This window comes from Dysosmobacter acutus, from assembly GCF_018919205.1.
In the GTDB taxonomy this organism is placed as follows: Bacteria; Bacillota; Clostridia; order Oscillospirales; family Oscillospiraceae; genus Oscillibacter; species Oscillibacter acutus.
This window is the reverse complement of sequence record NZ_JAHLQN010000001.1, coordinates 1,953,435-1,976,535: the sequence shown is the minus strand read 5'-3', so window position 1 is coordinate 1,976,535 and position 23,101 is coordinate 1,953,435. Positions and strand designations below refer to the sequence as shown.

The window sequence follows — 23,101 nt, the reverse complement described above, 5'->3', positions numbered from 1 at the left end:
GAGACTACCTGAATTGAAAAAAAAGCTTTCTCTTGCCCTGGCACTGCTGATGCTTTCCACCCTGCTGGCCGGATGCGGTTCCAGCAACACGCCCAACGGCGAGGTAAACGTCCTCAATTGGGGCGAATACATCTCTGACGGTGAAGACGATACCATGGATGTCATCAAGGAGTTCGAGGAGCAGACCGGGATCAAGGTCAACTACAAGGTCTGTTCCGACAATGAGACCCTGTACTCCAACCTGAAGCAGGGAGACTCCTATGATGTGATTATTCCCTCCGACTACATGATCTCCCGCCTGATCGAGGAGGGCATGCTGCAGAAGCTGAATTTTGACAACATCCCCAACTTCTCCGATGTGATGGATAACTTTGTCAACCCCGAATACGACCCCGCCAACGAATACTCTGTGCCCTATATGTGGGGCACGGTGGGCATCATCTACAACACCTCCATGATCTCCGACTCCATCACCAGCTGGAGCGCCCTGTTCGACACCAAGTATGCCGGGCAGGTGCTGATGATCAACAACTCCCGGGACGCCATCGGCATTGCCCTGAAGTATCTGGGCTACTCCTACAACACCACCGACCCGGGTGAGCTGCAGGAGGCCATCGATCTTCTGGCCAAGCAGAAGGCGGACGGCATCGTCCAGGCCAAGGTGATGGACGAGATTTTCGGCAAAATGGAAAACGGCGAAGCCGCCATCGGCGTCTACTATGCCGGAGACTTCCTGACCATGCAGGAGACCAACCCGGACCTGGCCTTTGTCGTTCCCTCCGAGGGGTCCAACCTGTTTACCGACGCCATGTGCATCCCCACCAGCGCCGCAAACAAGGAAAACGCCGAGAAGTTCATCAACTTCATGTGCTCCACCGAAGTGGGCCTGGCCAACTGCGAGGCCATCGGCTACTCCACTCCCCTCCAGTCCGTGTACGACGCATTGGACGAGGCAACCCGCAGCAACCCGGTAGCCTATCCCTCCGACGAGGTGCTGGCCACCTGTGAGACCTTCACCAATCTGCCCCAGGATATCCTGAAGGAGTTCTATACGGACAAATGGCTGAAGCTGGGCTCCTGATTTTATGGGAGCGAGGTGTCAATTGTGACTAAAATCGGTTCTAAGTTTACAGTGGAAGCAGTTGTGACGGACCAAATGTCCGCCGCCGCCGCAGGTTCCGGGGCTCTGCCCGTGTTCGGCACTCCGTTCATGCTGGCCATGATGGAAAGCGCGGCCATGCAGTGCCTCCAGCCGTTTCTTGAAGAGGGGCAGGGCTCTGTGGGCACCCATCTGAACGTCTCCCATGACTCGCCGACCCCCATCGGAATGAAGGTGCGGGCGGAGGCGGAGATCATCGCGGCGGACGCCAAGATGGTGGAGTTCAAAGTGATGGCTTACGACGAGCTGGGCCTGATCGGCCAGGGCACCCATCAGCGGGCTGTCATCGCCAGCGAACGCTTCCTCACCAAGTGCAACGCAAAGCTCAAAAAGGGATAAAAACGAAAGCCCCGCGCACGAATGACGTGCGCGGGGCTTTTTCTATGCCTTTGGAAGCGTTCGCAGCCGCTTACAGCACCAGGGATGGGGCCGCGTACACTCTGGCGGCTAACTCGCTGTTGAGCATGTAGAGGCTCTTGGGATCGGAACCAAATAGCTCCATTTTGGAGATCAGGTCGTTGGCGTTGGTCTCCTCCTCGCCCTGCTCCTTGACAAACCAATCCAAAAACTGCATAGTGCGGAAATCCTTCACCTCATAGGCCGCCGCATAGATGTCGTTGATGAGGCTGGTGACGTAGATCTCATGCTCCAGCGCGGCCTTCAGCGGAGCCATATCGTCGCTGAACACCTTGTCCGGCTTGTCAATGGCCTCCAGCGTCACAAGCTCGTTGTTGTTCTGGAGATACTGATAGAAGAGCATGGCATGATCCCGCTCCTCCTGGGCCTGCACCTTGTACCAGTTGGCAAAGCCGTCCAGGCCGCGGCGTTCATAGTAATTGGAAAAATCCAGATAGAGATAGGCGGAATAGAACTCCTTGTTCACCTGCTGATTGAGCAGTTTGGATACTGTTTCGTTCATCATTGTTACAATCTCCTTCGTTTTGAATTGGGCCGTTCGGGGCCTTATTGTTGTTTTGATTTTACCTCTAAAACCGGATACTCGCTATTGCAAATACCACATTTCTTTCAGTTTCATAGAATTTTTTTGCTCCCTTGCTTTCCCCGCTTTTCTTAGCTACAATATTAAAATAAGCTTTGTTTCTCCGCGCACCAGTTTTATGCGGAAGGTAGGAGAGTTCCATGCTCATCAATTACATGCAGCAGGCCGTGGGCCTATATGCAAACGCCGACGCCCTGATCTTTTGTGACAAGGATGGATACGTGGAGTACGGAAAGTGGTCCGATAACCGCTATTACCAGTGCTCCGAGGTAGTGGGAAAGCACATATTGGAGCTCTATCCCACGCTGACGGAGGAGACCAGCACCATCATGCGGTGCCTGCACAGTAAATCCGCCCGGATTGACGACATCCAGCATCTCAAGAACTTCAAAGGCGACCAGGTGGATATTGTCAGCACCACCCTTCCCATCGTGGTGGAGGGAAAGGTGATCGGCGCCCTCTGCGCCTCTTCCTATTACGGGGACGGCGCAAAGCGGGAAAAGAGCGCCGGAAAGGATGGCGGATTGTACCAGCTCTCCGACATCATCACGGAAAACGAGCAGATGAAAGAGCTGAAGATTCAGATCGCGGGCATTGCCCAGACCCGTTCCCCGGTCCTGATCTACGGCGAAACCGGCACGGGAAAGGAACTGGTGGCCCAGTCGATCCACACCAGCGGCAGCCGCAGGGAGCGGCCCTTCATCGCCCAGAACTGTGCCGCCATCCCGAACACGCTGCTGGAAAGCCTCTTTTTCGGCACGGAAAAGGGCAGTTTTACCGGCGCGGAGCGAAAGAAAGGGCTCTTTGAACTGGCGGAGGGCGGAACGCTCTTTTTGGACGAGATCAACTCCATGGACTTTTCCATCCAGTCCAAACTGCTCAAGGCGTTGGAGGAGCACACCTTCCGCAGGGTCGGCGGCACCCGGGACATCGCCGTGGACACCCGGGTGATCTGCGCTATGAACGAGTCCCCCCAGGAGGTTCTGCGCAGCGGAAAACTCCGCCGGGACCTCTTCTACCGAATCAGCGTGGTCCCCATTTCCCTTATTCCCCTGCGCCGGCGCAAAGAGGATATCCTGCCTCTGTCCGCCCACTTCATCGATCGCTTCAACTTAGAGCTTGGCCGCTCCATACAGGGCCTCAGTGATCTGACCTCCCATGCGTTTTTGAGCCACGCCTGGCCCGGCAATGTCCGCGAGCTGCGCAACGTCATTGAGCACGCTTTTAATGTGGAATGCAGCGGCCAGATCACCATCAAGAGCCTGCCGGAGTATTTCTTCGACTCCCCGGCGGAGGAGGAGCGCCGCCTCAGCACCGGCACGCCGCTTGTGGAAGCCGTGGGAGCCTACGAAAAGCTGCTGATTGAGCAGGCCCTCCGCTCGACGGGCAGCATCACCTCCGCTGCCCGTCTGCTGAAGACCTCCCGCCAGACCCTGCGGTATAAAATGGAGAAATACCAGATCGGGTAGGGCAAAATTTTTTGCCCTACCGATGTAAAATTCTTTGCCTTTCCTTCCCCCCGGCCCCTGCATTCCTTGATTCTTCAGGCCAACAGATTGGCACGAAATTTGCTTATATTCTTGTGACCGGACATCCGGTATGAAAAAGGAGGTATTGGAGAATGGATTTGATTCTGAAAAACGGACGCGTCTACACCATGGACGGCAAAATCGCCCAAGCGGTGGCGGTTCAGGGCGACACCATTATGAAGGTGGGCACAAACGAAGAGGTGGAAGCGCTGGCGGACGGCTCCACCCAGGTGATGGACCTTGGCGGCCGGGCAGTGGTCCCCGGCTTCATCGATACCCACACCCATCTGGTGGCCTATGGCTGCTCCATCAACGCGGTGAATTTAGAGGGAGTGGGCTCCAAGGAGGAGATCGTCTCCCGCTGCGCCGACTTCATCGCCCAGCACAGCATTCCTGAAGGGACCTGGGTCCTGGGCCGGGGCTGGAACCAGAACCTGTTCAGCGGCGAGAAGACCTTTCCGGACAAAAATGACCTGGACCGTGTCTCCCGCACCCACCCCATCCTCATTATCCGCACCTGCGGCCATATCGGCATTGCCAATACGGCGGCGCTGGAGAGCGTCGGCGTTTGCAAGGACACCTACATCGAAGGCGGCCAGTTCGACTTAGGCGGCGACGGGCTGCCGAACGGCGTAATCCGCGAGGCGTCGCTGGAGTGGTTCAAGAAGAATAAGACCGCCAAACAGAACTTAAGCGAGATCAAGCGGGCCATTGTGGACGGCGGCGGCGACCTTCTGCGCTACGGCGTCACCTCCATCCACACCGAGGACTCCTATGACCTGGGCTATGGCGGGGACTTCATCGATATCTACAACGCCTACCAGGAGCTGATTGCCGAGGGCCGCCTCCCGGTCCGCATTTATCAGAAAATCTCCCTGCCCAAGGCTGAAGATATCGCTGAGTTCCTTGAGCGCCACCCGGATCTGCGGACCGGATACGGAAACGATTTTTACCGCATCGGCCCCATGAAGCAGTGGTCCGACGGCACCCTTGGTGCCAGGACGGCGGGGATGCTGGAGCCCTACAGCGACGATCCCGGCAACACAGGCCTCTATTACTACACCCCTGAGGAGCTGTACCAGAATATCCTCACCGCCCACAATGCCGGGATGCAGGTGTGCATCCACGCCATCGGCGACGGCGCCCTTGAGATGCTGCTGAACGCTTATGAGCGGGTTTTGAAGGAATCGCCAAAAACCGACCACCGCCACCGGATCGTGCACTGTTTTGTGGGGCATCCGGACCAGTACAAGCGCATTGCAAAAATGGGCCTGATCATCAATACCCAGCCCATCTCCACCTCTACCGACATCCCCATGATGGCGAGCCGCGTGGGCGAGGAGCGGGAAAAGAGCTGCCACGCCTGGCGGGCGCTGACCGACCTTGGCGTGGTGATCACCGGCTCCTCCGACATCCCGGTGGAAACCCCAAACGTCTTTAAAGGCGTCTACGCCATTGTCACCCGCCGCAATGTGGATCACAATCCTCCGGAGCCCTGGAACGCCGACCAGGCGGTCACGGTGGAGGAGGCTCTGAAAATCTTCACCATCAACGGCGCCTACTCCGCCTTTGAGGATCATCGCAAGGGCACCATCACCGAGGGCAAGCTGGCGGACATGGCGGTTTTGGACAAAGACCCCTTTGCCGTGGAAGCCGAGGCGCTGCGGGACATTTTGGTGGATCACACCATTCTGGGCGGCAAGGTCGTCTACTCCCGGTAACTGTCAAAAAGGCAGCCGCTTTTGATAAGCGGCTGCCTTTTCCTTAGAAGAGGGTGATCTGGCTGGTTTCCGCCATGCCCGCGAACGCGCCCAGTCCCCTCAGCTGTTCGATATGGGTCTTGGACAGCTTGCTGCAGCACATGGAGAACTCCTCGATGGAGATGAAGTGCTTTCCCCTCCGCTTTTCCACGGTGTCCAGCGCGGCGGACTCGCCCAGTCCATGGACAGAGGTAAAGGGCGGCAGCAACCCCTTTTCCACCACCTTGAACTTGGTGGCGTCGGATTCATAGATGTTGATGGTGTCAAAGTGGAAGCCCCGGAGATAGAACTCATAGCACACCTCCAGGGTGGTCAGCAGGTCCTGCTCCACCGCCGTGGCGTCCTTGTTGTTTTCAATCTCCCGGATTTTTTTCTTCACCGCGTCCAGCCCGGCGCAGCAGTATTCCGCGTCAAAGGCCTTTGCACGGACCGAGAAGAAGGTGGCATAGAAGGCCAGCGGCTCATGAACCTTGTACCAGGCGATTCGGAAGGCCATCATCACGTAGGCCACCGCGTGGGCCTTGGGGAAGAGGTAGCCGATCTTGGCCAAGGAATCGATGTACCACGCCGGCACGCCGTGGGACTCCATGGCCTCCACCCAGCCGTCCTCAAAGCCGTTTTTCTTCACCTTTCCCTTACGGACAGATTCCATGATCTTAAAGGACATCTTGGCCTCCAGGCCCTTGGAGATCAGGTAGAGCATAATGTCATCCCGGCAGCCCACCGTCTCGAGAACGGAGGCCGTGCCGCTGACGATCAGCTCCCGGGCGTTGCCCAGCCACACGTCGGTGCCGTGGGAGAAGCCGGACAGCCGCACAAGGGTGTTGAAGTCCTTGGGCTGGGTGTCCACCAGCATCTGGCGGGTAAAACGGGTGTTGAACTCCGGAATGGCCACAGCGCCGGTGGGGCCAAGGATTTCGTCGTTTTCATACCCCAGCACCCTGCTGGAGGTGAAGATGGACATGGTGTCCGGGTCGTCCAAGGGGATGCCGTGGGGGTCCACGCCGGTCAGGTCCTGCATCATGCGCACCATGGTGGGATCATCGTGTCCCAACATGTCCAGCTTCAGGAGGTTGTCCTCCATGCAGTGATATTCAAAGTGGGTGGTGACCGTATCGCTGTTGGGGTCGTCCGCCGGGTGCTGAACCGGGCAGAAGTCCTCGATGTCCATGTCGTCGGGCACCACCACCAGCCCGCCGGGATGCTGCCCGGTGGTGCGGCGGGTTCCCACGCAGCCCAGGGTTAGGCGGTTCTCCTCCGCTCTGCCGGCGCTCATGCCGTTTTCCTCCAGGTACTTTTTCACGAAGCCGTAGGCGGTCTTCTCCGCCAGCGTGCCAATGGTTCCGGCCCGGAACACCTGGGTCTCGCCGAACATCTCAATGGCGTGGCGGTGGGCTTTGGCCTGGTACTCGCCGGAGAAGTTCAGATCGATATCAGGCACCTTGCCGCCTCCGAAGCCCAAAAAGGTCTCAAAGGGGATGTCAAAGCCGTCTTTTACATACTGCTCTCCGCAGACCGGACATACCTTGTCCGGCATATCCGCGCCGCAGCCGTAGGAGCCGTCCTGGATGAACTCAGAGTGTTTGCATTTGGGACAGCGGTAGTGGGGCGGCAGGGAGTTGACCTCCGTAATACCCGACATATAGGCCACAAGAGACGATCCCACGCTGCCTCGCGAGCCCACAAGATAGCCGTTTTCCAAGGACCGCTGGACCAGCTTCTGGGCGGACATGTAAACCACGTCATACTTGCCAAGAATGCCGCCCAGCTCCACATTCAGGCGGTCCACAATCAGCTGGGGCGGATCCTCGCCGTAGAGGGCGTGCACCTTCTCCCAGACCAGGCGGTTCAAATCCTCCTTGGAGTTTTCCAGCCGGGGCGGGAACAGCTGGCCCTTGGGCAGCAGCTCAATGACCTCTACCTGGTCGGCAATGGCCTGGGGGTTTTTCACCACCACCTCAAGGGCCTTCTCCTCACCCAAATAGGAAAACTCCGTCAGCATCTCGTCCGTTGTCTTGAAGTAGATGGGCAGGGGTTCGTTGGCGTCCGGGAACTTCTTGGACGCCAGCAAAATGTGGCGGTATACCTCGTCCTCCGGCTCCTGAAAGTGGACGTCGCCGGTGGCGCAGACGGGCTTGCCCAATTCCTCGCCCAGCCGGCAGATGGTGCGGTTGAACTCCCGCAGCTCCTCCTCCGTCCGCACGGTTCCGTTGCGCAGCATAAACTGGTTGTTGCAAAGAGGCTGAATCTCAAGGTAGTCGTAGAAGGAGGCGATCCGTTTGAGCTCGTCCCAGTCCTTGTGGTCCACCACGGCCCGGAACAGCTCCCCCGCCTCGCAGGCGGAGCCGATGATGAGACCCTCCCGGTGGGCGATCAGCTCGCTCTTTGGAATGGTGGGCACACGCTTAAAGTATTTGAGGTTGGAGGCGGAGATCAGCTGATAGAGGTTCTTGAGCCCCGCCTTGTTCTTAGCCAGCAGAATGATGTGCTTGGGCTGGCGGTTGACCTTCTTCCCCAGGGGCCGCAGTCTGGCCATCTCGCCGTTTACCTCCTGGATGTCGCCGAGGCCCTTCCCTTTCAGCATCTCAAAGAAGGGGATGAGCATGTAGGCCACCGTGGCCGCGTCATCGCTGGCCCGGTGGTGATTAAAGGCCGGCAGCTTCAGCGCCTCGGCCACAATGTCCAACTTGTATTTCCCCAGCTCCGGCAGCAGATTCTGCGCCAGGATCAGCGAGTCCACATAGGTGGGCTGAAATGGAAGCCCCACCTTCCGGCAGCCCTCCCGGATGAAGCCGATGTCAAATTCCGCGTTGTGGGCAGCCAGGGGCCGCCCGTCCACAAAGTCCAGAAAGGCGCTCAATGCCTCCTTGAGCTGCGGCGCGTCCCTGAGCATGTCGTCGGTGATCCCGGTCAGGCCAACGATCTCCGGCATCAGGCGGCGGTTGGGGTTGACAAAGGTCTGGAAACTCTCACAGACCTCACCGTTTCGCAGCACCACCGCGCCGATTTCCGTAATGGCCTCCTGCATCACCTTCAGTCCCGTGGTCTCGATGTCAAAGCAGACGAACTCCCCGTCAAAGGCGCAGCTCTGGGTCCCGTGGACGGCGATGCGGTCGTCCAGGTTGTTGACAAAGTATCCTTCCACGCCGTAGATGACCTTGATCTTGTCCCCGGCCGCCTTGGCGGCTTCCGGAAAGGACTGGGCCACGCCGTGGTCGGTGATGGCGATGGCGCTATGGCCCCAGCGGATGGCCTCCTTCACCACCTCCTTGGTGTCGGTGAGCGCGTCCATATTGGACATCTTGGTATGCAGGTGCAGCTCCACCCGCTTTTCCGGCGCTGTGTCCTGCCGCTGGGTGTGCTCCACCACATTGATGCAGTAGGGGTTGAGCTGCACATCCCGGCCGTCGTAGGTCAGCTCCATCTTCCCCTGAACCCTCAGCCACATCCCGGGCGAGATGGCGTCCTTAAGCTGCTCCACCTCCTGATCCCGCAGCATCTTCCGAACGGTGATGGAATTCCGGAAATCAGTCATGTCAAAGCTCAGGCTCCATACGCCGGGGCGGCGGGTCTCATGGCAGTCGGCAAAAAATACCTTTCCCTCCACGGTGACGGTGCCCATCTTTGGGTTCAGGTCCTCCATGGGAACGGGGCTTCCCTTGATGACGCTGCCCAGGAGAATCTGAGAGGGCGCTTTTCCGCCTTTTCCGCCGGATTTGGCGCTCACTTTCGGGGCTGGGCGCTGGCAGGAGGCGTCGATTTTCACCTTGCTGAATCCGTAGACTCCGGCGATCATCTCCTGAAGGTCGGAGACCTCCTTTCCGCACAGCTCCACCTCCGTCACCAGCTGGAGGGTGATGCTCCGCAGGGACCGGTCCATGACCGCGCCGCTCAGATAGGAGCCATAGAGCTTCAGGTGAAGCTCCCGGGGCGGCGTCAGGTCGGCAAACATATCAAAAAATGGGATCTTTTGAGCCATTGATCTTCCTCTTTTGCATTGATGTCGTTACAGCAGTTCAATCTCTTTCATCAGGGCGTCCACCAGCTGTTCCTGAGGAACCTTGTAAAGCAGTTTTCCTTTTCGGAATAGGATTCCCTCCCCATTGCCCCCGGCAATTCCGATGTCCGCGGCCGAGGCTTCCCCTGGCCCGTTGACCGCGCAGCCCATCACCGCCACGGTGATGTTTTTCCGGCAGTTTTGCAGCCTCCGCTCCACCTCCTCCGCAATCGGGATCAGGTCGATCCGGGTGCGTCCGCAGGTGGGGCAGGCGATCAGATTGACGCCGGAGGCGCGCAGTCCGGCGGCTCTGAGAATCTTATGGGCCGCGTAGACCTCCTCCACCGGGTCCGCGGTCAGCGTCACCCGGATGGTGTCCCCGATGCCAAGGCACAGCAGTCCGCCGATGCCGATGGCGGATTTTACCATTCCCATAGAGGGCGTGCCCGCTTCCGTGACTCCAAGGTGCAGCGGGTAGTCCGTCCGCTCGCTGAGCAGCCGGTAGGCGGACATGGTCAGGGGCACGTCGGAGCATTTGACGCTGATGCAGATGTCGTCAAAGTCAAATTGGTTGAGCAGCGCCACATGCCCCATGGCGCTTTCCACCAGCGCCTCGGCGGTGACGCCGTTGTATTTTTGGCGCAGCTCCTTTTCAAGGGAGCCTCCATTGACTCCGATGCGGATGGGAATTCCCTTCTGACGGCAGAGCTCCGCCACCGCCCGTACCTTCTCCCCGCCGCCGATATTGCCCGGGTTGATTCGGATGGCGTCAACGCCCCGCCGGGCGCACTCCAGGGCATAGCGGTAGTTGAAGTGGATGTCGGCCACCAGCGGAATGGATATCTGCTCCTTGATCCGGTCCACCGACCTGGCCGCGGCCTCGTCGGGAATGGCCACGCGGATGATCTCACATCCTGCCTCCTCCAAACGATGGATCTGGGCCACCGTGACCTCCACATCGCGGGTATCTGTGTTGCACATGGACTGGATGGACACCGGCGCGCCGCCGCCCACCAACACATTGCCCACTTGAAGCTGCTTTGTCATACTTCACCTCATTGAAACAGTTTTACGATATCGTTGAATGTCACAAACAGCATCAGCACCATCAGCAGGGCGAACCCGGCCGCATGGATGTAGTTTTCATATTTGGCCGGAATCTGCCTGCGCAGAAGGTGCTGCGACAGAGTGTTGACCACCAGGAAGAAAATTTTTCCGCCGTCCAGGGCAGGCAGGGGCAGCAGGTTCATCACCGCTAAGTTGACGGCAATCAGCGCCGCAAAATAGAGGATGTTGTCCAGCGCATCCCGCCAGGAGGAGGCGTCCTCCCCCACCTGGGTGATGGTGCTGACGATTCCAACAGGGCCGCTGAGGTCCTTTACGGAGGCCCCGCCGGTGACCAGTTCCACCAAACTGTAGCGGACAATGCGCACAAAATCCACCGCGTTGAGCCAGCTGTATTTCAGCTTGGCAAGAAGCGTCCCCTCCTCCAGCACACCAAAGTAGAGCCCATACCCCTGGTAGCTCTTCCCGTCGGTGCCGGTGTACTCCTGATAGGGCAGTGAAAGCGTAAGATTTTTCTTCTCCCCGTCCCGGAGGATCCGCAGTTCATAGGTGTTGTCGTCTCCGCGGCTCAAGAACAGGGGGATATCGGAATAAACATAAATTCGCTCTCCGTCGATGGACAAAATCCGGTCGCCCTCCTGAATCCCCATCTCCCCTTCCGCGGTGAATTCGGGGGCAAAGCCGCTGACCACCGGCATCCGGAAGGCGCCTGCGGAGGAATACAGGATCATGATGATCAGAAGACCTGCAATGAAGTTCATGATCGCGCCGGCGGCAAAAATCAAAACTTTTTTCCAAAACCCCTGGTTGTTCAGGGCATGGGGGTCTTCAGAGTCCTCCTCTTCCCCCTCCATGGCGCAGTAGCCGCCAATGGGCAATATGCGAAGGGAGTACTCCGTCTCCCCTTTTTTCTTATGGAAAATCGCGGGGCCCATGCCGATGGAAAACTCATTGACCCGCACGCCGCAGGCCTTTGCTGAGAGGAAATGGCCCAGCTCATGGACCGCGATCAGGATGCCGAAAATGAGAATTGCCGCTAAGATATAAACCATTCTATTACCTCATTGTCTGCCAAGTACAGCTGCCCGGGCGCACCTGTCTGCTTCCAGTATATCCTCCAGGGAGGCATTCCATTTCACCAAAACCCTTCTCCGGGCAGATTCCACCAGTTCGGGAATCTCCGTGAAGCCGATTTCCCCCTTCAGGAAAAGCCCCACCGCCTCCTCATTGGCGCCATTGAGCACCGCACAGGCAGTGCCTCCCTCCTGCGCCGCCTCCATGGCCAGGCGCAGGCAGGGAAAGGACTCCAGGTCCGGCGCTGCAAAGGTCAGCGGCGGGCAGGAGAGCAGATCCAGAGGCGGCTCCGGATTTTCACCTCGGCAGGGATAGGTCAGCGCATACCGGATGGGTAAACGCATATCCGGCGTTCCCAACTGAGCCAGCACCGCGCCGTCCCGGTACTCCACCAGGGAGTGGACAATGCTCTGGCGGTGAATCACCACATCCACCTGGGAAAGAGGCAGGCGGTAGAGCCGCATCGCCTCGATGACCTCCAGTCCTTTATTCATCAGCGTTGCACAGTCCACTGTGATTTTAGGGCCCATCTTCCAATTGGGATGATGTAAAGCATCTTTACTTGTCATATGCTTTAACTCTTCTGATTTTTTTCCATAAAAGGGGCCGCCTGAACAGGTCAGGATCAGGCGGCGGAGCTCCCGGCGGTCACGGCAGCCCTGGAGGCACTGAAAGATGGCCGAGTGCTCGCTGTCCACGGGCACCACCTCCGCCCCATGGCGGTCCGCCGCATCCATGACCAGCTCCCCGGCGCACACCAGCGTCTCCTTGTTGGCAAATGCGATTCGCTTTCCCTGCTCAATTGCGGCCAGTGTGGGGCGCAGGCCCACCATACCCACCACGGCCGTCACCACGGTATCCGCCTCTTTGATTGACGCGGCTTCCAAAAGTCCCTCCATTCCGGAGAGGACCTTTACCTCTAAATCCTTCACCCGGCCGCGGAACTGCTCCGCCGCAGCCTCCTCATAAACCACGGCAAGACGCGGCCGGAACCGCCGCGTCTGCTGCTCCAGCAGTGCAATATTCCGGTTGGTGGTCAAAGCGGCCACTTTCAGTCCTAACTGTCCGGCCACGTCCAAGGTCTGACGGCCGATAGAGCCGGTGGAGCCCAGTACAGAAATCACTTTGCTCATCTTGTCTCACCAACTCATCTTCCAGCTCAAAAGGGCCCAGACAAAGGGCGCTACAAACGTCACGCTGTCAAACCGGTCCAAAATTCCGCCGTGGCCGGGCAGCAGATTGCCATAGTCCTTAACGCCGAACTCCCGCTTGATGACGGAAAAGCTCAGATCGCCGATCTGGCTGATCACACTGCCCACCAGTCCCAGCACAATTACCCACGTCCAGCTGAGCCCTATGCCCGCCTGAGCGACCACAGGAGGCTCACTGGTCAGGGCAAACTGCATCGTGTCGGTAATCAGCTTGAAGATCGTCATGCCGATCACACCGCCTAACAGGCCGCCTACAGCGCCTTCCACCGTTTTTTTGGGGCTCACATGGGGCGCTAACTTGTGTTTTCCGAACAGCATTCCCGCAAAAAGCGCGAAGGTGTCGCTGCCGAAGGAGATGCACAGCGGCACAAAGACCCACGCCTGCCCCTGATCCATCAGCCGAAGCCGCAGCAGGCAGGAGAGCATGGTTGGAAACACCATGCCCGCAAAAATGGCCGCCGCCACCTCTCCGAAGGAGACCTGCTTTTCCTTCCCATAGCAGAAGATGGCGTCGAAAAACAGCACTGTTATAAACACCATGGCAAGCAGAGCCACGATACTGAACTCCCGCTGCAGAATCCTCTGGAACCACTCCGGCCGTTCTCCCCAAAACCGGACTACAGAATCATGCTCGAAGGGCCAGGCGGAAAAGAGCAGCGCCGCCCAAAGGACCGACCAGACCATGGGGTCTTTGGTTGATTTTCCCCGCTCGCCCAACACCGCGTGCATCAGCTCATAGGCTCCAATGACGCACATGGCACAAACCAGCACCAAAGTGGCCCAGGAGGGCGCCCATACCAGTACAAGGAGCAAAAAGGGTATGCCCACCACAGCGACCAAAATCCTTGCTTTCATACAAAATCCCTCACAAATGTGAAAAGTGCTTTCACTTTACTCCGCCGAACCGGCGGTCTCTGTGCTGATAATCGGCAATGGCCTCATCTAACTGGGACTCGTCGAAGTCCGGCCAGAGTGTATTGGTGAAATAAAATTCGGAGTAGGCGCACTGCCACAGCAGGAAATTGCTCAAGCGCAGCTCTCCGCTGGGCCGGATGATCAGCTCCGGGTCCGGAATACCGCCGGAGTCCAGATAGGCGGAAAATAAGGACTCGCCCAGCTCCTCCGCCTCCCGTTTACCCGCCGCGCAGTCGGAGGCAAAGCGGCGCACTGCCCGTAAAATCTCATCCCGCCCGCCGTAATTGAGGCAGATATTGGCCTGAAAATCCTCCTCACTGAGGTGAGAGGAAATCCGGTTGGTTCGATCCACCAGAGACTGAAGCTCCGGGGAGATGCGGCTGAGGTCCCCAAAAAACCGGAGCCGGATGTCGTCTTTTTCCATGGTGTCGATGGCTTCAAGGAGATAGCGCTTCAAAAGCCCCATGATGACGCCCACCTCGTCTTCCGACCGCTTCCAGTTCTCTGTGGAGAAGGCGTAGACCGTCAGGTATTTGACGCCCAGGTTCTTGCAGTGCGTGGCGATTTTTCGAAAATTCTCCGCGCCCACCTTATGTCCGGCGGTGCGGGGCAGGCCCCGCTGCTTTGCCCAGCGGCCATTGCCGTCCATAATAATCGCAATATGGCAGGGCAGGCGGCCCAAGTCCACCTGCCCCGCCCTGTCTTTTGATAGAAACTCCGCCATCAGACTGCCATCAGTTCCTTTTCTTTTTTCTCCAGCAGCTTGTCGATCTCCTTGCAGCTGTCGTCGGTGAGCTTCTGCAGGTCCTTCTCCACCTGCTTCATCTCGTCTTCCGTGATCTCGGAGGCCTTCTCAAGTTTCTTGAAATGGTCCATGGCATCACGGCGGATGTTGCGCACCGCCACCTTGCCGCCCTCAGAATACTTGTGGATCTGCTTTACCAGCTCCTTGCGGCGCTCCTCAGTGAGCTGAGGGAAGTTCAGACGAATGCTCTTGCCGTCGTTCTGGGGATTGATGCCCAGGTCAGAGTTCTGAATGGCCTTTTCAATGGCCTTGACCGCAGAGGTGTCCCAGGGCTGGATCACCAGGGATCGGGGATCGGGAGAGGCGATGGACGCAATCTGCTGGATGGGAGTGGGCGTACCGTAATAGTCCACGCTGATGCGGTCCAGTACAGCGGCGTTGGCCCGGCCGGCGCGGACGGAAGCAAAGTCTGCGCTGACAGACTCGATGCTCTTTTTCATTTTTCCCTCATAGACCTTGTATTCCTCTTTTAACATGGTTATGCCTCCTTCACAATTGTGCCGATTTTCTCTCCGCAGACAACGCGGACAATGTTATGGGGATCCTTCAGTGCAAACAGCAGGACCGGGATGTGATTGTCCATGGACAGCGACGTGGCGGTGGAGTCCATCACCTGGAGGTGCTGGGCCAGCACGTCGTCATAGGTAATGAAATCATATTTGACGGCATCCGGGTCCTTCATGGGATCAGCGGAATACACACCGTCGATATTTTTCGCCAGCAGGATCACCTCGGCGCTGATCTCCGCCGCACGCAGCACCGCGGCCGTATCCGTGGAGAAGAACGGGTTTCCCGTGCCACAGCCAAAGATCACCACCCGGCCCTTCTCAAGATGGCGGATGGCCTTGGAGCGGATGTAGGGCTCCGCAATGGCCCGCATCTCAATGGCGGTCTGTACCCGGACGTCCACGCCCTTTTGCTCCAGTACGTCCGCCACCGCAAGGCAGTTCAGCACAGTGGCCATCATACCCATGTGGTCGGCCCGCGTGCGCTCCATCCGTCCTCCGCCGTCCTTGACGCCCCGCCAGAAGTTGCCGCCTCCGACCACCAGGCCCACCTGAACGCCCATCTGCACACACTCTTTGATGGAGTCGCACACCCGGCCGATGACCTCAAAATCCAAGCCGGAATGTTTGTCCCCGGCCAGCGCTTCTCCGCTGATCTTCAACAGCACCCGCTTGTATATGGGAGTGTCCATGTCCTTATAACCTCCGAACCTTTAAAATCACATACAAACGTATTTTACCGTATTTTCCCCGTTTTGCATAGGGGGAAAACAAAGATTTTCAGAAAAAGACACATTTCACCAATTAAAAAATTGAGCCGCTTTCAGCGGCTCAATTTTTTTACACTGGTTCAGAGGAATTTTTGTTTCACTGCGCCCGGAACCGCTTACTTTAGTCCGGCGAAATACAAAAACAGCTTCTCCGGCTCCGCCGTGTCCTTTCCATCCGGACTCAGCAGCTCAGGATGCCACTGCACGCCGAAAAGCGGCAGCGACCGATGGCGGATTCCCTCTACCGTGCACTCCGCCGTGTAATCCTCCTCTGAGCCCCGGCTGAGTTCCGCGCAGAGGAACCTCCTCCGCTCCGGGGAAACCGTATCGTCAAACCAGACCTGACACAGGGTAAACTCCGGAGCCAACCGCTTAATGGACTGATGGTGCAGCGTATTGATCACGGTTTTGGGGCCGTAGAGACGCTCCAGCCAAGTGTCCGGCAGGGAGTATGCGCCGTGTAGGTCCTCTCCCCTTCCGTTGGCACGGTGAATCGCATTGGTCCTTCCATCCTGCACCAGACTGCCGCCGAAATGGACGTTCATCAGCTGATATCCCCGGCAGATGCCAAGCACGGGAACGCCAAGCTCCACCGCCCGGTCCAGCATCCTGAGCTGCGCCTGGTCCAGCGCCGGATTTACGCCCCGGCTGCTCTGATTTTCCTCAGCGTAGAGCGCAGGGTCCACATCGGGAACTCCGCCGGGCAGAATCATCCCATCGCAGGAATCAAGGTCTTCCGGATTTAAGGAGATCAAGCGCTCCACCCCGGGCAGAAAGCGCAGCACAGCGTTTGAAACCGCCCGCACCGACCCAAAGGCGTCATCCGGCTGAGGACCGGCAATCAAAATCCGCTTCATCTGTCTCTTATGCATTCCGGAATTCCCGCAGGGCGGCCTCATCCCGGGCACGCTGCTCCTCTATGGCTTCCTTCAGCAGCATATCCTTCACCTTCATCAGCCGGGTGGTGGTGGCCCGGTCGTTTTCGTCCAACTTCATGGTGATATAGCGGATGGTCTCCTGGGTGTCGGGAATCATCACATACTCCAGCGCGTTGACGCGGCGGCGGGTCTTCTCGATCTCCTCGGCCATCAGCTGGGCGGATTTTTCAATCTGCGCCAGCTTCAGCATATCCTGAAACACCCTGCCCAAGGCGTCCACGGCGGTGTCTAACTCGCCGGAGGTGGCCGCGAAGCCATAGGGGTAGATGTCGCTGTCCGACTGGGTCTTGGTGCGGAACTCATAGACCGGCACGTTGACCGACATGATGTTCTTGAAAGTCATGGACAGCTCCACGCTCTGCTTAGGGTACATCAGAGCCTGCTCCAGCGCCTCGGAGGACATGAGGGCCGAGGCCACGGTGAAAGAGCCGTGTACCGTCATCAGCTCTTCCTCCACTTTGGCGCGCAGGTCCTTGACCTCCCGCACCGTGTCCAAGAACTGCTTCATCAGCTCATCCCGCTTATCCTTGAGCAGCTTGTGGCCCCGCTGGGCGGTGCGGAGCTTTCCCTTCAGCCGGGTCAGCTCCATTCGGGTGGGGTTCACATTGATCTTTGGCATGCTCCCACTCCTTACTGTTCTTTTTTCGGCAGATACTTATCGATGTGCTTTTGTTTGATTCGTTTCAGCTCTGAGGTGGGCAGGATGCTCAGAAGCTCCCATCCCAGGTCCAGCGTCTCCTGAATGGAGCGGTTTTCATCATAGCCCTGGTTCACATAACGCCGCTCAAACTCATCGGCAAATTTGGCAAACAGCAGGTCCGTGGGCGTCAGAGCCGCCTCACCCAAAATGCTCATCAGCTCCTTGTTGTCCTTACCAGTGGAATAGGCGGCAAAGAGCTGGTTCATGGTGTCGGCGTGGTCCTCCCGGGTCTTTCCCTCGCCGATGCCCTTATCCTTCAGTCGGCTCAGGGAGGGCAGCACATCCACAGGGGGATTGATTCCCTTGCGGAAGAGCTCACGGCTCAGGATGATCTGTCCCTCGGTGATATAGCCCGTCAGGTCGGGGATGGGGTGGGTCTTGTCGTCCTCGGGCATGGTCAGAATGGGGATCATGGTGATGGAGCCGGGGCAGCCCAGACGGCGGCCGGCCCGCTCATACATGGTGGCAAGGTCCGTATAGAGGTAGCCGGGGAAGCCGCGGCGGCCGGGTACTTCCTTCTTGGCCGCGGAGACCTCGCGCAGCGCCTCGGCGTAGTTGGTGATATCCGTCATGATGACCAGCACGTGCATGCCCTTTTCAAAGGCCAGATACTCGGCGGCGGTCAGCGCCATGCGGGGCGTGGAGATGCGCTCCACGGCCGGGTCGTTGGCCAGGTTGGAAAAGAGCACGGTGCGGTCGATGGCGCCGGTGCGGCGGAACTCGCTGACAAAGAACTCGGACTCCTCAAAGGTGATGCCGATGGCGGCAAAGACCACGGCAAAGTTGGAACCGTCATCCCCCAACACCTTGGCCTGGCGGGCAATCTGGGCGGCCAGGTTGGCGTGGGGCAGGCCGGAGCCGGAGAAAATAGGCAGCTTCTGGCCGCGGACCAGGGTGTTCAGGCCGTCGATGGTGGAGACGCCGGTCTGGATGAACTCATTGGGGTAATCCCGGGCGGCGGGGTTCATGGGAAGGCCGTTGATGTCCCGGTACTCCTCCGCCAAGATGTCGGGGCCGCCGTCGATGGGCTGGCCCATGCCGTTGAACACGCGGCCCAGCATGTCGCCGGACACGCCTAATTGCAGCGGATGGCCCAGGAAACGGACCTTGGACTGGGCCAGGTTGATGCCCTGGGCGGATTCAAAGAGCTGCACCACGGCGGTGTCGCCGTTGACCTCCAGCACCTTGCCGCGGCGGATGCCGCCGTCGGGCAGCTCCACCTCCACCAGTTCATCATAGGTGACGTTCTCCACCATGCGAACCATCATCAGCGGGCTGGCGATCTCCTGAATGGTACGATATTCGCGAATCACTGGTCCTCACCTCCCTCGTCCACAATGGCTTTGATCTCTCGCTCCATTTCCGTCTCAATGGCCGCATAGACCTGGACATATTCGTCGGCCTCCACGCTCTTGGCGCGTCCGATCTTTTCACGGGCCGGGATATCGAAGAGCCTGGCGGTGGGCGCGCCCTTCAAAATGGCGGCGCGGCACAGCGCGTCGTAATTCAGAATCAGACTGAGCAGCTTTTCCTGCCGGTCATAGGAGGAGAAGCCGTCCACATCCACAAATGCGTTTTGCTGAAGGAAGTCCTCCCGAACCATGCGGGCGGCCTCCAGCGTCAGCTGGTCCGCGGGAGAGAGGGCGTCCTTACCCACCAGCTGGACGATTTCGTTCAGGCTTGCCTCGCTTTGGAGCAGCTTCATGGCGGCGGCGCGGTTGGCCATGAACTCCTTCCCCAGGTTCTCGTCAAACCAGGGCTTCAGGGAGTCCAGATACAGCGAATAGGAGCTCAGCCAGTTGATGGCCGGGAAATGGCGCTTATAGGCCAGCTGGGCATCCAGGGCCCAGAAGACCTTGACAATCCGCATGGTGGCCTGGGACACAGGCTCGGAGAGGTCGCCGCCGGGAGGGGACACGGCGCCCACGGCGGTCAGGCTGCCACGGCGGTCGTCGGAGCCGATGCACTCCACGCTGCCGGCCCGCTCGTAGAACTGGGCAAGGCGGGAGGCAAGGTAGGCGGGATAGCCCTCTTCACCGGGCATCTCCTCCAGGCGGCCGGACATCTCGCGCAGCGCCTCGGCCCAGCGTGAGGTGGAATCGGCAATGACGGCCACGTCGTAGCCCATATCCCGGAAGTACTCGGCGATGGTGATGCCGGTGTACACGCTGGCCTCACGGGCGGCCACGGGCATATCGGAGGTGTTGGCGATGAGCACCGTGCGCTTCATCAGGCTTTCGCCGGTACGGGGGTCCTTCAGCTCCGGGAACTCCCGGAGCACGTCGGTCATCTCATTGCCCCGCTCGCCGCAGCCGATGTAGATCACAATGTCCACGTCGGACCACTTGGCCAGCTGGTGCTGCACCACTGTCTTGCCGGAGCCGAAGGGGCCCGGAACTGCGGCGGTGCCGCCCTTGGCAATGGGAAACATGGTGTCGATCACGCGCTGGCCGGAGCACAGGGGCTTGACCGGAGGATACTTGTGCTGGTAGGGGCGGCCGGTGCGGACTGGCCACTTCTGGGACATGGTCAGCTCCACCTCGCTGCCGTCTTCTCTGCGCAGCGTGGCCACCTGCTCCAGAACCGTGAAGGAGCCGCTCTGAATTCTGGTGATGGTGCCGCTCAGATTGGGAGGGACCATCACCTTGTGAAGCACCACCGGCGTCTCGGGCACCGTGCCGATGATGTCGCCGCCGGTCACCTTGGCGCCGGGCTCCACCACGGCGGTGAACTCCCACTTCTTCTCATGGTCCAGCGCGGGCACTTCCACGCCGCGGGTGATGCAGGCGCCTACCTTCTCCACGATCTTTTCCAGCGGACGCTGGATGCCGTCGTAGATGCCCTCGATCATGCCGGGGCCAAGTTCCACACTCATGGGGTAGCCGGTGGTCTCCACCTCGGCGCCGGGGCCAAGGCCCGAGGTCTCCTCATAGACCTGAATGGAGGCGGAGTCACCGTTCATCGTCAGGATTTCACCGATCAGCCGCTGCGGGCCCACCCGGACCACGTCGGACATATTCGCGTCCGAAAGTCCGGTGGCAACCACCAGCGGGCCGGAAACTTTTACAACTTTACCACTCAATACGAAAACCTTCTTTCAGGATAGATTCGCCAGAAGGGGCGCCGCTCACAGGATATCCGCGCCCACGGCGCGTTCAATGGCCCGCTGGAGGCTCTCTTTTCCGATTCCAAGGGAGCCCTCCCGTCCGGGGATGAGGATGATGGCCGGGCGCAGCTCATCCTTGTACCGGGCAATCTCCGCCGTCAATCCGGCGGCCAGCTGCTCGGTGAGGTAGATCACCGCACAGTCCTCTTTGGCCAGTCGGTGAATGAGCTCCCTTGCCTCATCCGGCGAGGTCACGGGGTAGGTATCCAGTCCCAGGGCCCGGAAGCCCATCACCGATTCCCAGTCCCCAATCACAGCAATTCTATACATACGCTTCACGCAGCCTTTCCCGGATAATCTCCGGCGAGAGCCCCGCGGCCCGGCCCATCAACAAAATGCGCAGGTTGGTAAACTCCGTCTCCCTGGCGGCCAGATACCCCACCAGCGGTGCCTCGCCAAAGGCCACATACTTGGCGTCGGCCAGATAGTCGCTGACCGCGTCGTCGCAGAGCTTCTCAAACCGGGTCAGCGGTCCGCCGGAGAGGGCAGCGGCCCCCGCCTCGGCGGCCTCAGCCAGCACGGTGGAGGCATAGGCCTCGCCCATGTTGCTGCCGCCGGAGACAGCTATCGCGCATACGGCGTCCGCCGGCACCGTTCCGCCCTCGAACACCACTCCGGAGAGGAACTCCGGGCTCTTGCCCATGCGCAGCGTACGGACCAAGGTCCTGAGGTTCACCGCGTCGATCATGGTCTTCACGTAGCCCACCAGGAAATCGCTTCCCGTGGATTCTGCCAGGTCGCGCATCTCCCTGTAGCAGCGCCTGTCTAACACCACGTCGCTCAGCTGGGGATCGCCAGTGGTCTGGAGCACTTCTTTCGCCTCAACATACCCTTCCGCCAGGGCCCGCGGCAGCTCGTCCAGTTCCCCGGATTCCTCCGCCCCGCGCAAAAGCGCCGTATCCACGCGCCCAAGATTCATCAGCATATGTCCCGGATCGGTCTCCATCGCCTGGGCCTTCAGCAGCACCTTGAGGTTATGGTAATCGTACTTGATCCGGAAGAGCTCCAGGTAGCGTCCATCCGGCGCAAATCCGCTGAGATCCTCCAGCATCTCCTGCCGGGCGGCGGAGAGCGCCTCATCCATCTCCTCCGGGTGCTGGGCGGAGAGCTTGGGGTAGCCGCACTCCTCCAGAGTCTTGGAGATTTCCTCCTCGCTGCGGCTCTCAAGAAGCTCCTCCAGGCGGTCGCGGCTGAGCAGACTGTTCTCCATGGCCTTGATGCGGCTGGAAAGGAACAGATAATCCGTATCTTTGATATGACTCAAGGCAGTCCCTCCTAATTCCTTACGAGAACAGGATCTTGGCCACCTCGCCGGCGATCTCGTTCTTCTGGAGGCGCACCAGTGTTTCAAAGGTGCAGTTTACCTCCACGTTCTGGTCCGCAAGAATGAATCCGCCGCGGACGTCACGGGTCTTTTCAGAGAGCGTCAGCATAGCCGTTCCCTGCGCCATCGCGGACACGCTGGTGGCCACCTTATTCAGCAGCGCCCCCACCTTGGAGTCCCCTAACTGAAAATCGGGAGCCGCGGCCTTGGCCAGCAGCTCATTGGCCCGGGCCACAGCCGCCTTGCCGACGCGCCTGCGGTCCTCCGGAGAGAAGATGACCTCTTCCCTGCCGGTCTGTGCCGCCTGCACCATCAGCTGGGCAAGCGTCTCCACATACTCCTCTTCAGGCAGCGAGCAAAGCTGGTCCAGCGCCTTGTCAAACGCCTCGTCCAGCATCTTCTGCTTGGCCGATAAGGTAACCTTACGGGCCTCCATATGGGCCACGCTGATCAGGCGCTCTTCCCGCTCGGCGGCATTTTTCCCGCTGCGCCCGTCTAACTCGCCCTTCTCCCGGTCCGCCTGGGCCTGGTAGGCCGCCCGGACCCTGACCGCCTCCGCCTCCGCCTCGGTGCGGATCTGATCGATCTCGGCCTGGACGTCCTGTCGGATGCGGTCTGTGATTCTGTCAATGCCGTTCATGGTTCCGTCCCCGCTTACTTGCTGATGTTGATGATCATCAACATGGAGGCCAGCAGAGACAGGATGGCGTAGAACTCAACGGTGATGCACAGCACCATGCCCTTGGACCAGTCGTCGGGCTTCTTGGCCAGGATATTGATGGAGCCGGCGGCCACGCGTCCCTGAGCGATGGCGGAGAAGAGTCCGCCCAGCGCCATGGGCAGGCAGGCCACAAAGTACTGCATGCCCTGGGCAATGGTCAGCGCGGGCAGCGTGCCGGAGAGCAGACCCATGCGGAAGATGGCGAAGAACCACACCACCAGGCCATAGAGGCCCTGGGTGCCGGGGATCACCTGCAGGATCATGACTTTACCAAACTTGGAGGGGTCCTGGCACAGCAGGCCCGTACCGGCCTCGCCGGCCATGCCGGTGCCCTTCGCGCTTCCGATGCCGCTCAGGACCGCCGCCAAACCGGCGCCCAGCAGGGCCAGGGCCAGGCCGCCGATGCTTCCAAGGAATGTGAGGCTCTGCTGGAGTTCCACCATCTGTGCAATGTCAGTCAT

21 protein-coding genes are annotated in these 23,101 nt (G+C 59.3%); 4 read left to right on the top strand and 17 right to left on the bottom strand.

All coding sequences use genetic code 11. From position 1 onward, the window contains the following. Positions 1-13 precede the first annotated feature (13 nt). Together KQI82_RS09525 and KQI82_RS09520 are read left to right on the top strand one after the other, a co-directional pair. Entirely contained in the window at positions 14-1,081 is a 1,068-nt protein-coding gene (locus KQI82_RS09525; protein WP_216632532.1) for an ABC transporter substrate-binding protein, read from the top strand. A 24-nt stretch (positions 1,082-1,105) separates the two neighbouring features. Next, a complete protein-coding gene (locus KQI82_RS09520; protein WP_216632531.1) occupies positions 1,106-1,498 on the top strand; it encodes a thioesterase family protein in 393 nt (130 codons plus the stop codon). Between the two features lie 70 nt (positions 1,499-1,568). On the opposite strand, the gene KQI82_RS09515 is transcribed toward KQI82_RS09520, so the two are convergent. Next, the gene (locus KQI82_RS09515; protein ID WP_216632530.1) at positions 1,569-2,081 is read right to left on the bottom strand and encodes a ferritin; all 513 of its coding nucleotides are present in this window, start codon (positions 2,079-2,081) and stop codon (positions 1,569-1,571) included. A 218-nt stretch (positions 2,082-2,299) separates the two neighbouring features. Between KQI82_RS09515 and KQI82_RS09510 the strand changes: the two genes are divergently transcribed. Both KQI82_RS09510 and KQI82_RS09505 read left to right on the top strand, forming a co-directional pair. Continuing rightward, the gene (locus tag KQI82_RS09510; RefSeq protein WP_216632529.1) at positions 2,300-3,628 is read left to right on the top strand and encodes a sigma-54 interaction domain-containing protein; all 1,329 of its coding nucleotides are present in this window, start codon (positions 2,300-2,302) and stop codon (positions 3,626-3,628) included. Positions 3,629-3,780: 152 nt separating this feature from the next. Next, the gene (locus KQI82_RS09505; RefSeq protein WP_216632528.1) at positions 3,781-5,409 is read left to right on the top strand and encodes an amidohydrolase; all 1,629 of its coding nucleotides are present in this window, start codon (positions 3,781-3,783) and stop codon (positions 5,407-5,409) included. A gap of 43 nt (positions 5,410-5,452) precedes the next feature. Here KQI82_RS09505 and KQI82_RS09500 read toward each other — a convergent pair whose 3' ends face one another. The 16 genes from KQI82_RS09500 to KQI82_RS09425 all read right to left on the bottom strand — a co-directional run bounded on the left by KQI82_RS09500 (position 5,453) and on the right by KQI82_RS09425 (position 23,101). After that, positions 5,453-9,427 (bottom strand): PolC-type DNA polymerase III, encoded by a 3,975-nt coding sequence (locus KQI82_RS09500; protein ID WP_216632527.1) that lies wholly within the window; start codon positions 9,425-9,427, stop codon positions 5,453-5,455. A 27-nt stretch (positions 9,428-9,454) separates the two neighbouring features. Further along, entirely contained in the window at positions 9,455-10,492 is a 1,038-nt protein-coding gene (ispG, locus tag KQI82_RS09495) for a flavodoxin-dependent (E)-4-hydroxy-3-methylbut-2-enyl-diphosphate synthase (RefSeq protein ID WP_216632526.1), read from the bottom strand. A gap of 8 nt (positions 10,493-10,500) precedes the next feature. Next, complete coding sequence (locus KQI82_RS09490; protein WP_216632525.1) at positions 10,501-11,562, bottom strand: M50 family metallopeptidase; 1,062 nt, start codon at positions 11,560-11,562, stop codon at positions 10,501-10,503. Between the two features lie 9 nt (positions 11,563-11,571). Then, on the bottom strand, positions 11,572-12,717 hold the full coding sequence (locus tag KQI82_RS09485; RefSeq protein WP_216632524.1) for a 1-deoxy-D-xylulose-5-phosphate reductoisomerase: 1,146 nt from the start codon (positions 12,715-12,717) through the stop codon (positions 11,572-11,574). A gap of 6 nt (positions 12,718-12,723) precedes the next feature. After that, complete coding sequence (locus KQI82_RS09480) at positions 12,724-13,650, bottom strand: phosphatidate cytidylyltransferase (RefSeq protein WP_216632523.1); 927 nt, start codon at positions 13,648-13,650, stop codon at positions 12,724-12,726. A gap of 31 nt (positions 13,651-13,681) precedes the next feature. Continuing rightward, positions 13,682-14,434 (bottom strand): isoprenyl transferase, encoded by a 753-nt coding sequence (locus KQI82_RS09475; RefSeq protein ID WP_216632522.1) that lies wholly within the window; start codon positions 14,432-14,434, stop codon positions 13,682-13,684. Continuing rightward, positions 14,434-14,991 carry a ribosome recycling factor gene (gene frr, locus KQI82_RS09470; protein ID WP_216632521.1) on the bottom strand — a complete coding sequence of 186 codons (558 nt, stop codon included), beginning with the start codon at positions 14,989-14,991 and terminating at the stop codon, positions 14,434-14,436. Before frr ends, KQI82_RS09475 begins: the two co-directional genes overlap by 1 nt. Positions 14,992-14,993: 2 nt before the next feature. Continuing rightward, a complete protein-coding gene (gene pyrH, locus KQI82_RS09465; RefSeq protein WP_216632520.1) occupies positions 14,994-15,713 on the bottom strand; it encodes a UMP kinase in 720 nt (239 codons plus the stop codon). Between the two features lie 194 nt (positions 15,714-15,907). Further along, positions 15,908-16,663, bottom strand: coding sequence for a gamma-glutamyl-gamma-aminobutyrate hydrolase family protein (locus KQI82_RS09460; protein ID WP_216632519.1), 756 nt, complete (start codon positions 16,661-16,663; stop codon positions 15,908-15,910). Then, positions 16,656-17,348 (bottom strand): V-type ATP synthase subunit D, encoded by a 693-nt coding sequence (locus KQI82_RS09455; RefSeq protein ID WP_187333917.1) that lies wholly within the window; start codon positions 17,346-17,348, stop codon positions 16,656-16,658. Before KQI82_RS09455 ends, KQI82_RS09460 begins: the two co-directional genes overlap by 8 nt. Positions 17,349-17,359: 11 nt before the next feature. Then, complete coding sequence (locus tag KQI82_RS09450; protein ID WP_187333916.1) at positions 17,360-18,742, bottom strand: V-type ATP synthase subunit B; 1,383 nt, start codon at positions 18,740-18,742, stop codon at positions 17,360-17,362. Next, entirely contained in the window at positions 18,739-20,511 is a 1,773-nt protein-coding gene (locus tag KQI82_RS09445; RefSeq protein WP_216632518.1) for a V-type ATP synthase subunit A, read from the bottom strand. Before KQI82_RS09445 ends, KQI82_RS09450 begins: the two co-directional genes overlap by 4 nt. Positions 20,512-20,556: 45 nt before the next feature. Continuing rightward, positions 20,557-20,865 (bottom strand): V-type ATP synthase subunit F, encoded by a 309-nt coding sequence (locus tag KQI82_RS09440; RefSeq protein ID WP_187333914.1) that lies wholly within the window; start codon positions 20,863-20,865, stop codon positions 20,557-20,559. After that, positions 20,858-21,859, bottom strand: a complete 1,002-nt coding sequence (locus KQI82_RS09435) for a V-type ATPase subunit (RefSeq protein WP_241426678.1) — start codon at positions 21,857-21,859, stop codon at positions 20,858-20,860. Before KQI82_RS09435 ends, KQI82_RS09440 begins: the two co-directional genes overlap by 8 nt. Before the next feature lie 19 nt (positions 21,860-21,878). After that, positions 21,879-22,559, bottom strand: a complete 681-nt coding sequence (locus KQI82_RS09430; protein ID WP_216632517.1) for a V-type ATP synthase subunit E — start codon at positions 22,557-22,559, stop codon at positions 21,879-21,881. Between the two features lie 14 nt (positions 22,560-22,573). Further along, on the bottom strand, positions 22,574-23,101 hold the full coding sequence (locus KQI82_RS09425; RefSeq protein WP_241426677.1) for a V-type ATP synthase subunit K: 528 nt from the start codon (positions 23,099-23,101) through the stop codon (positions 22,574-22,576).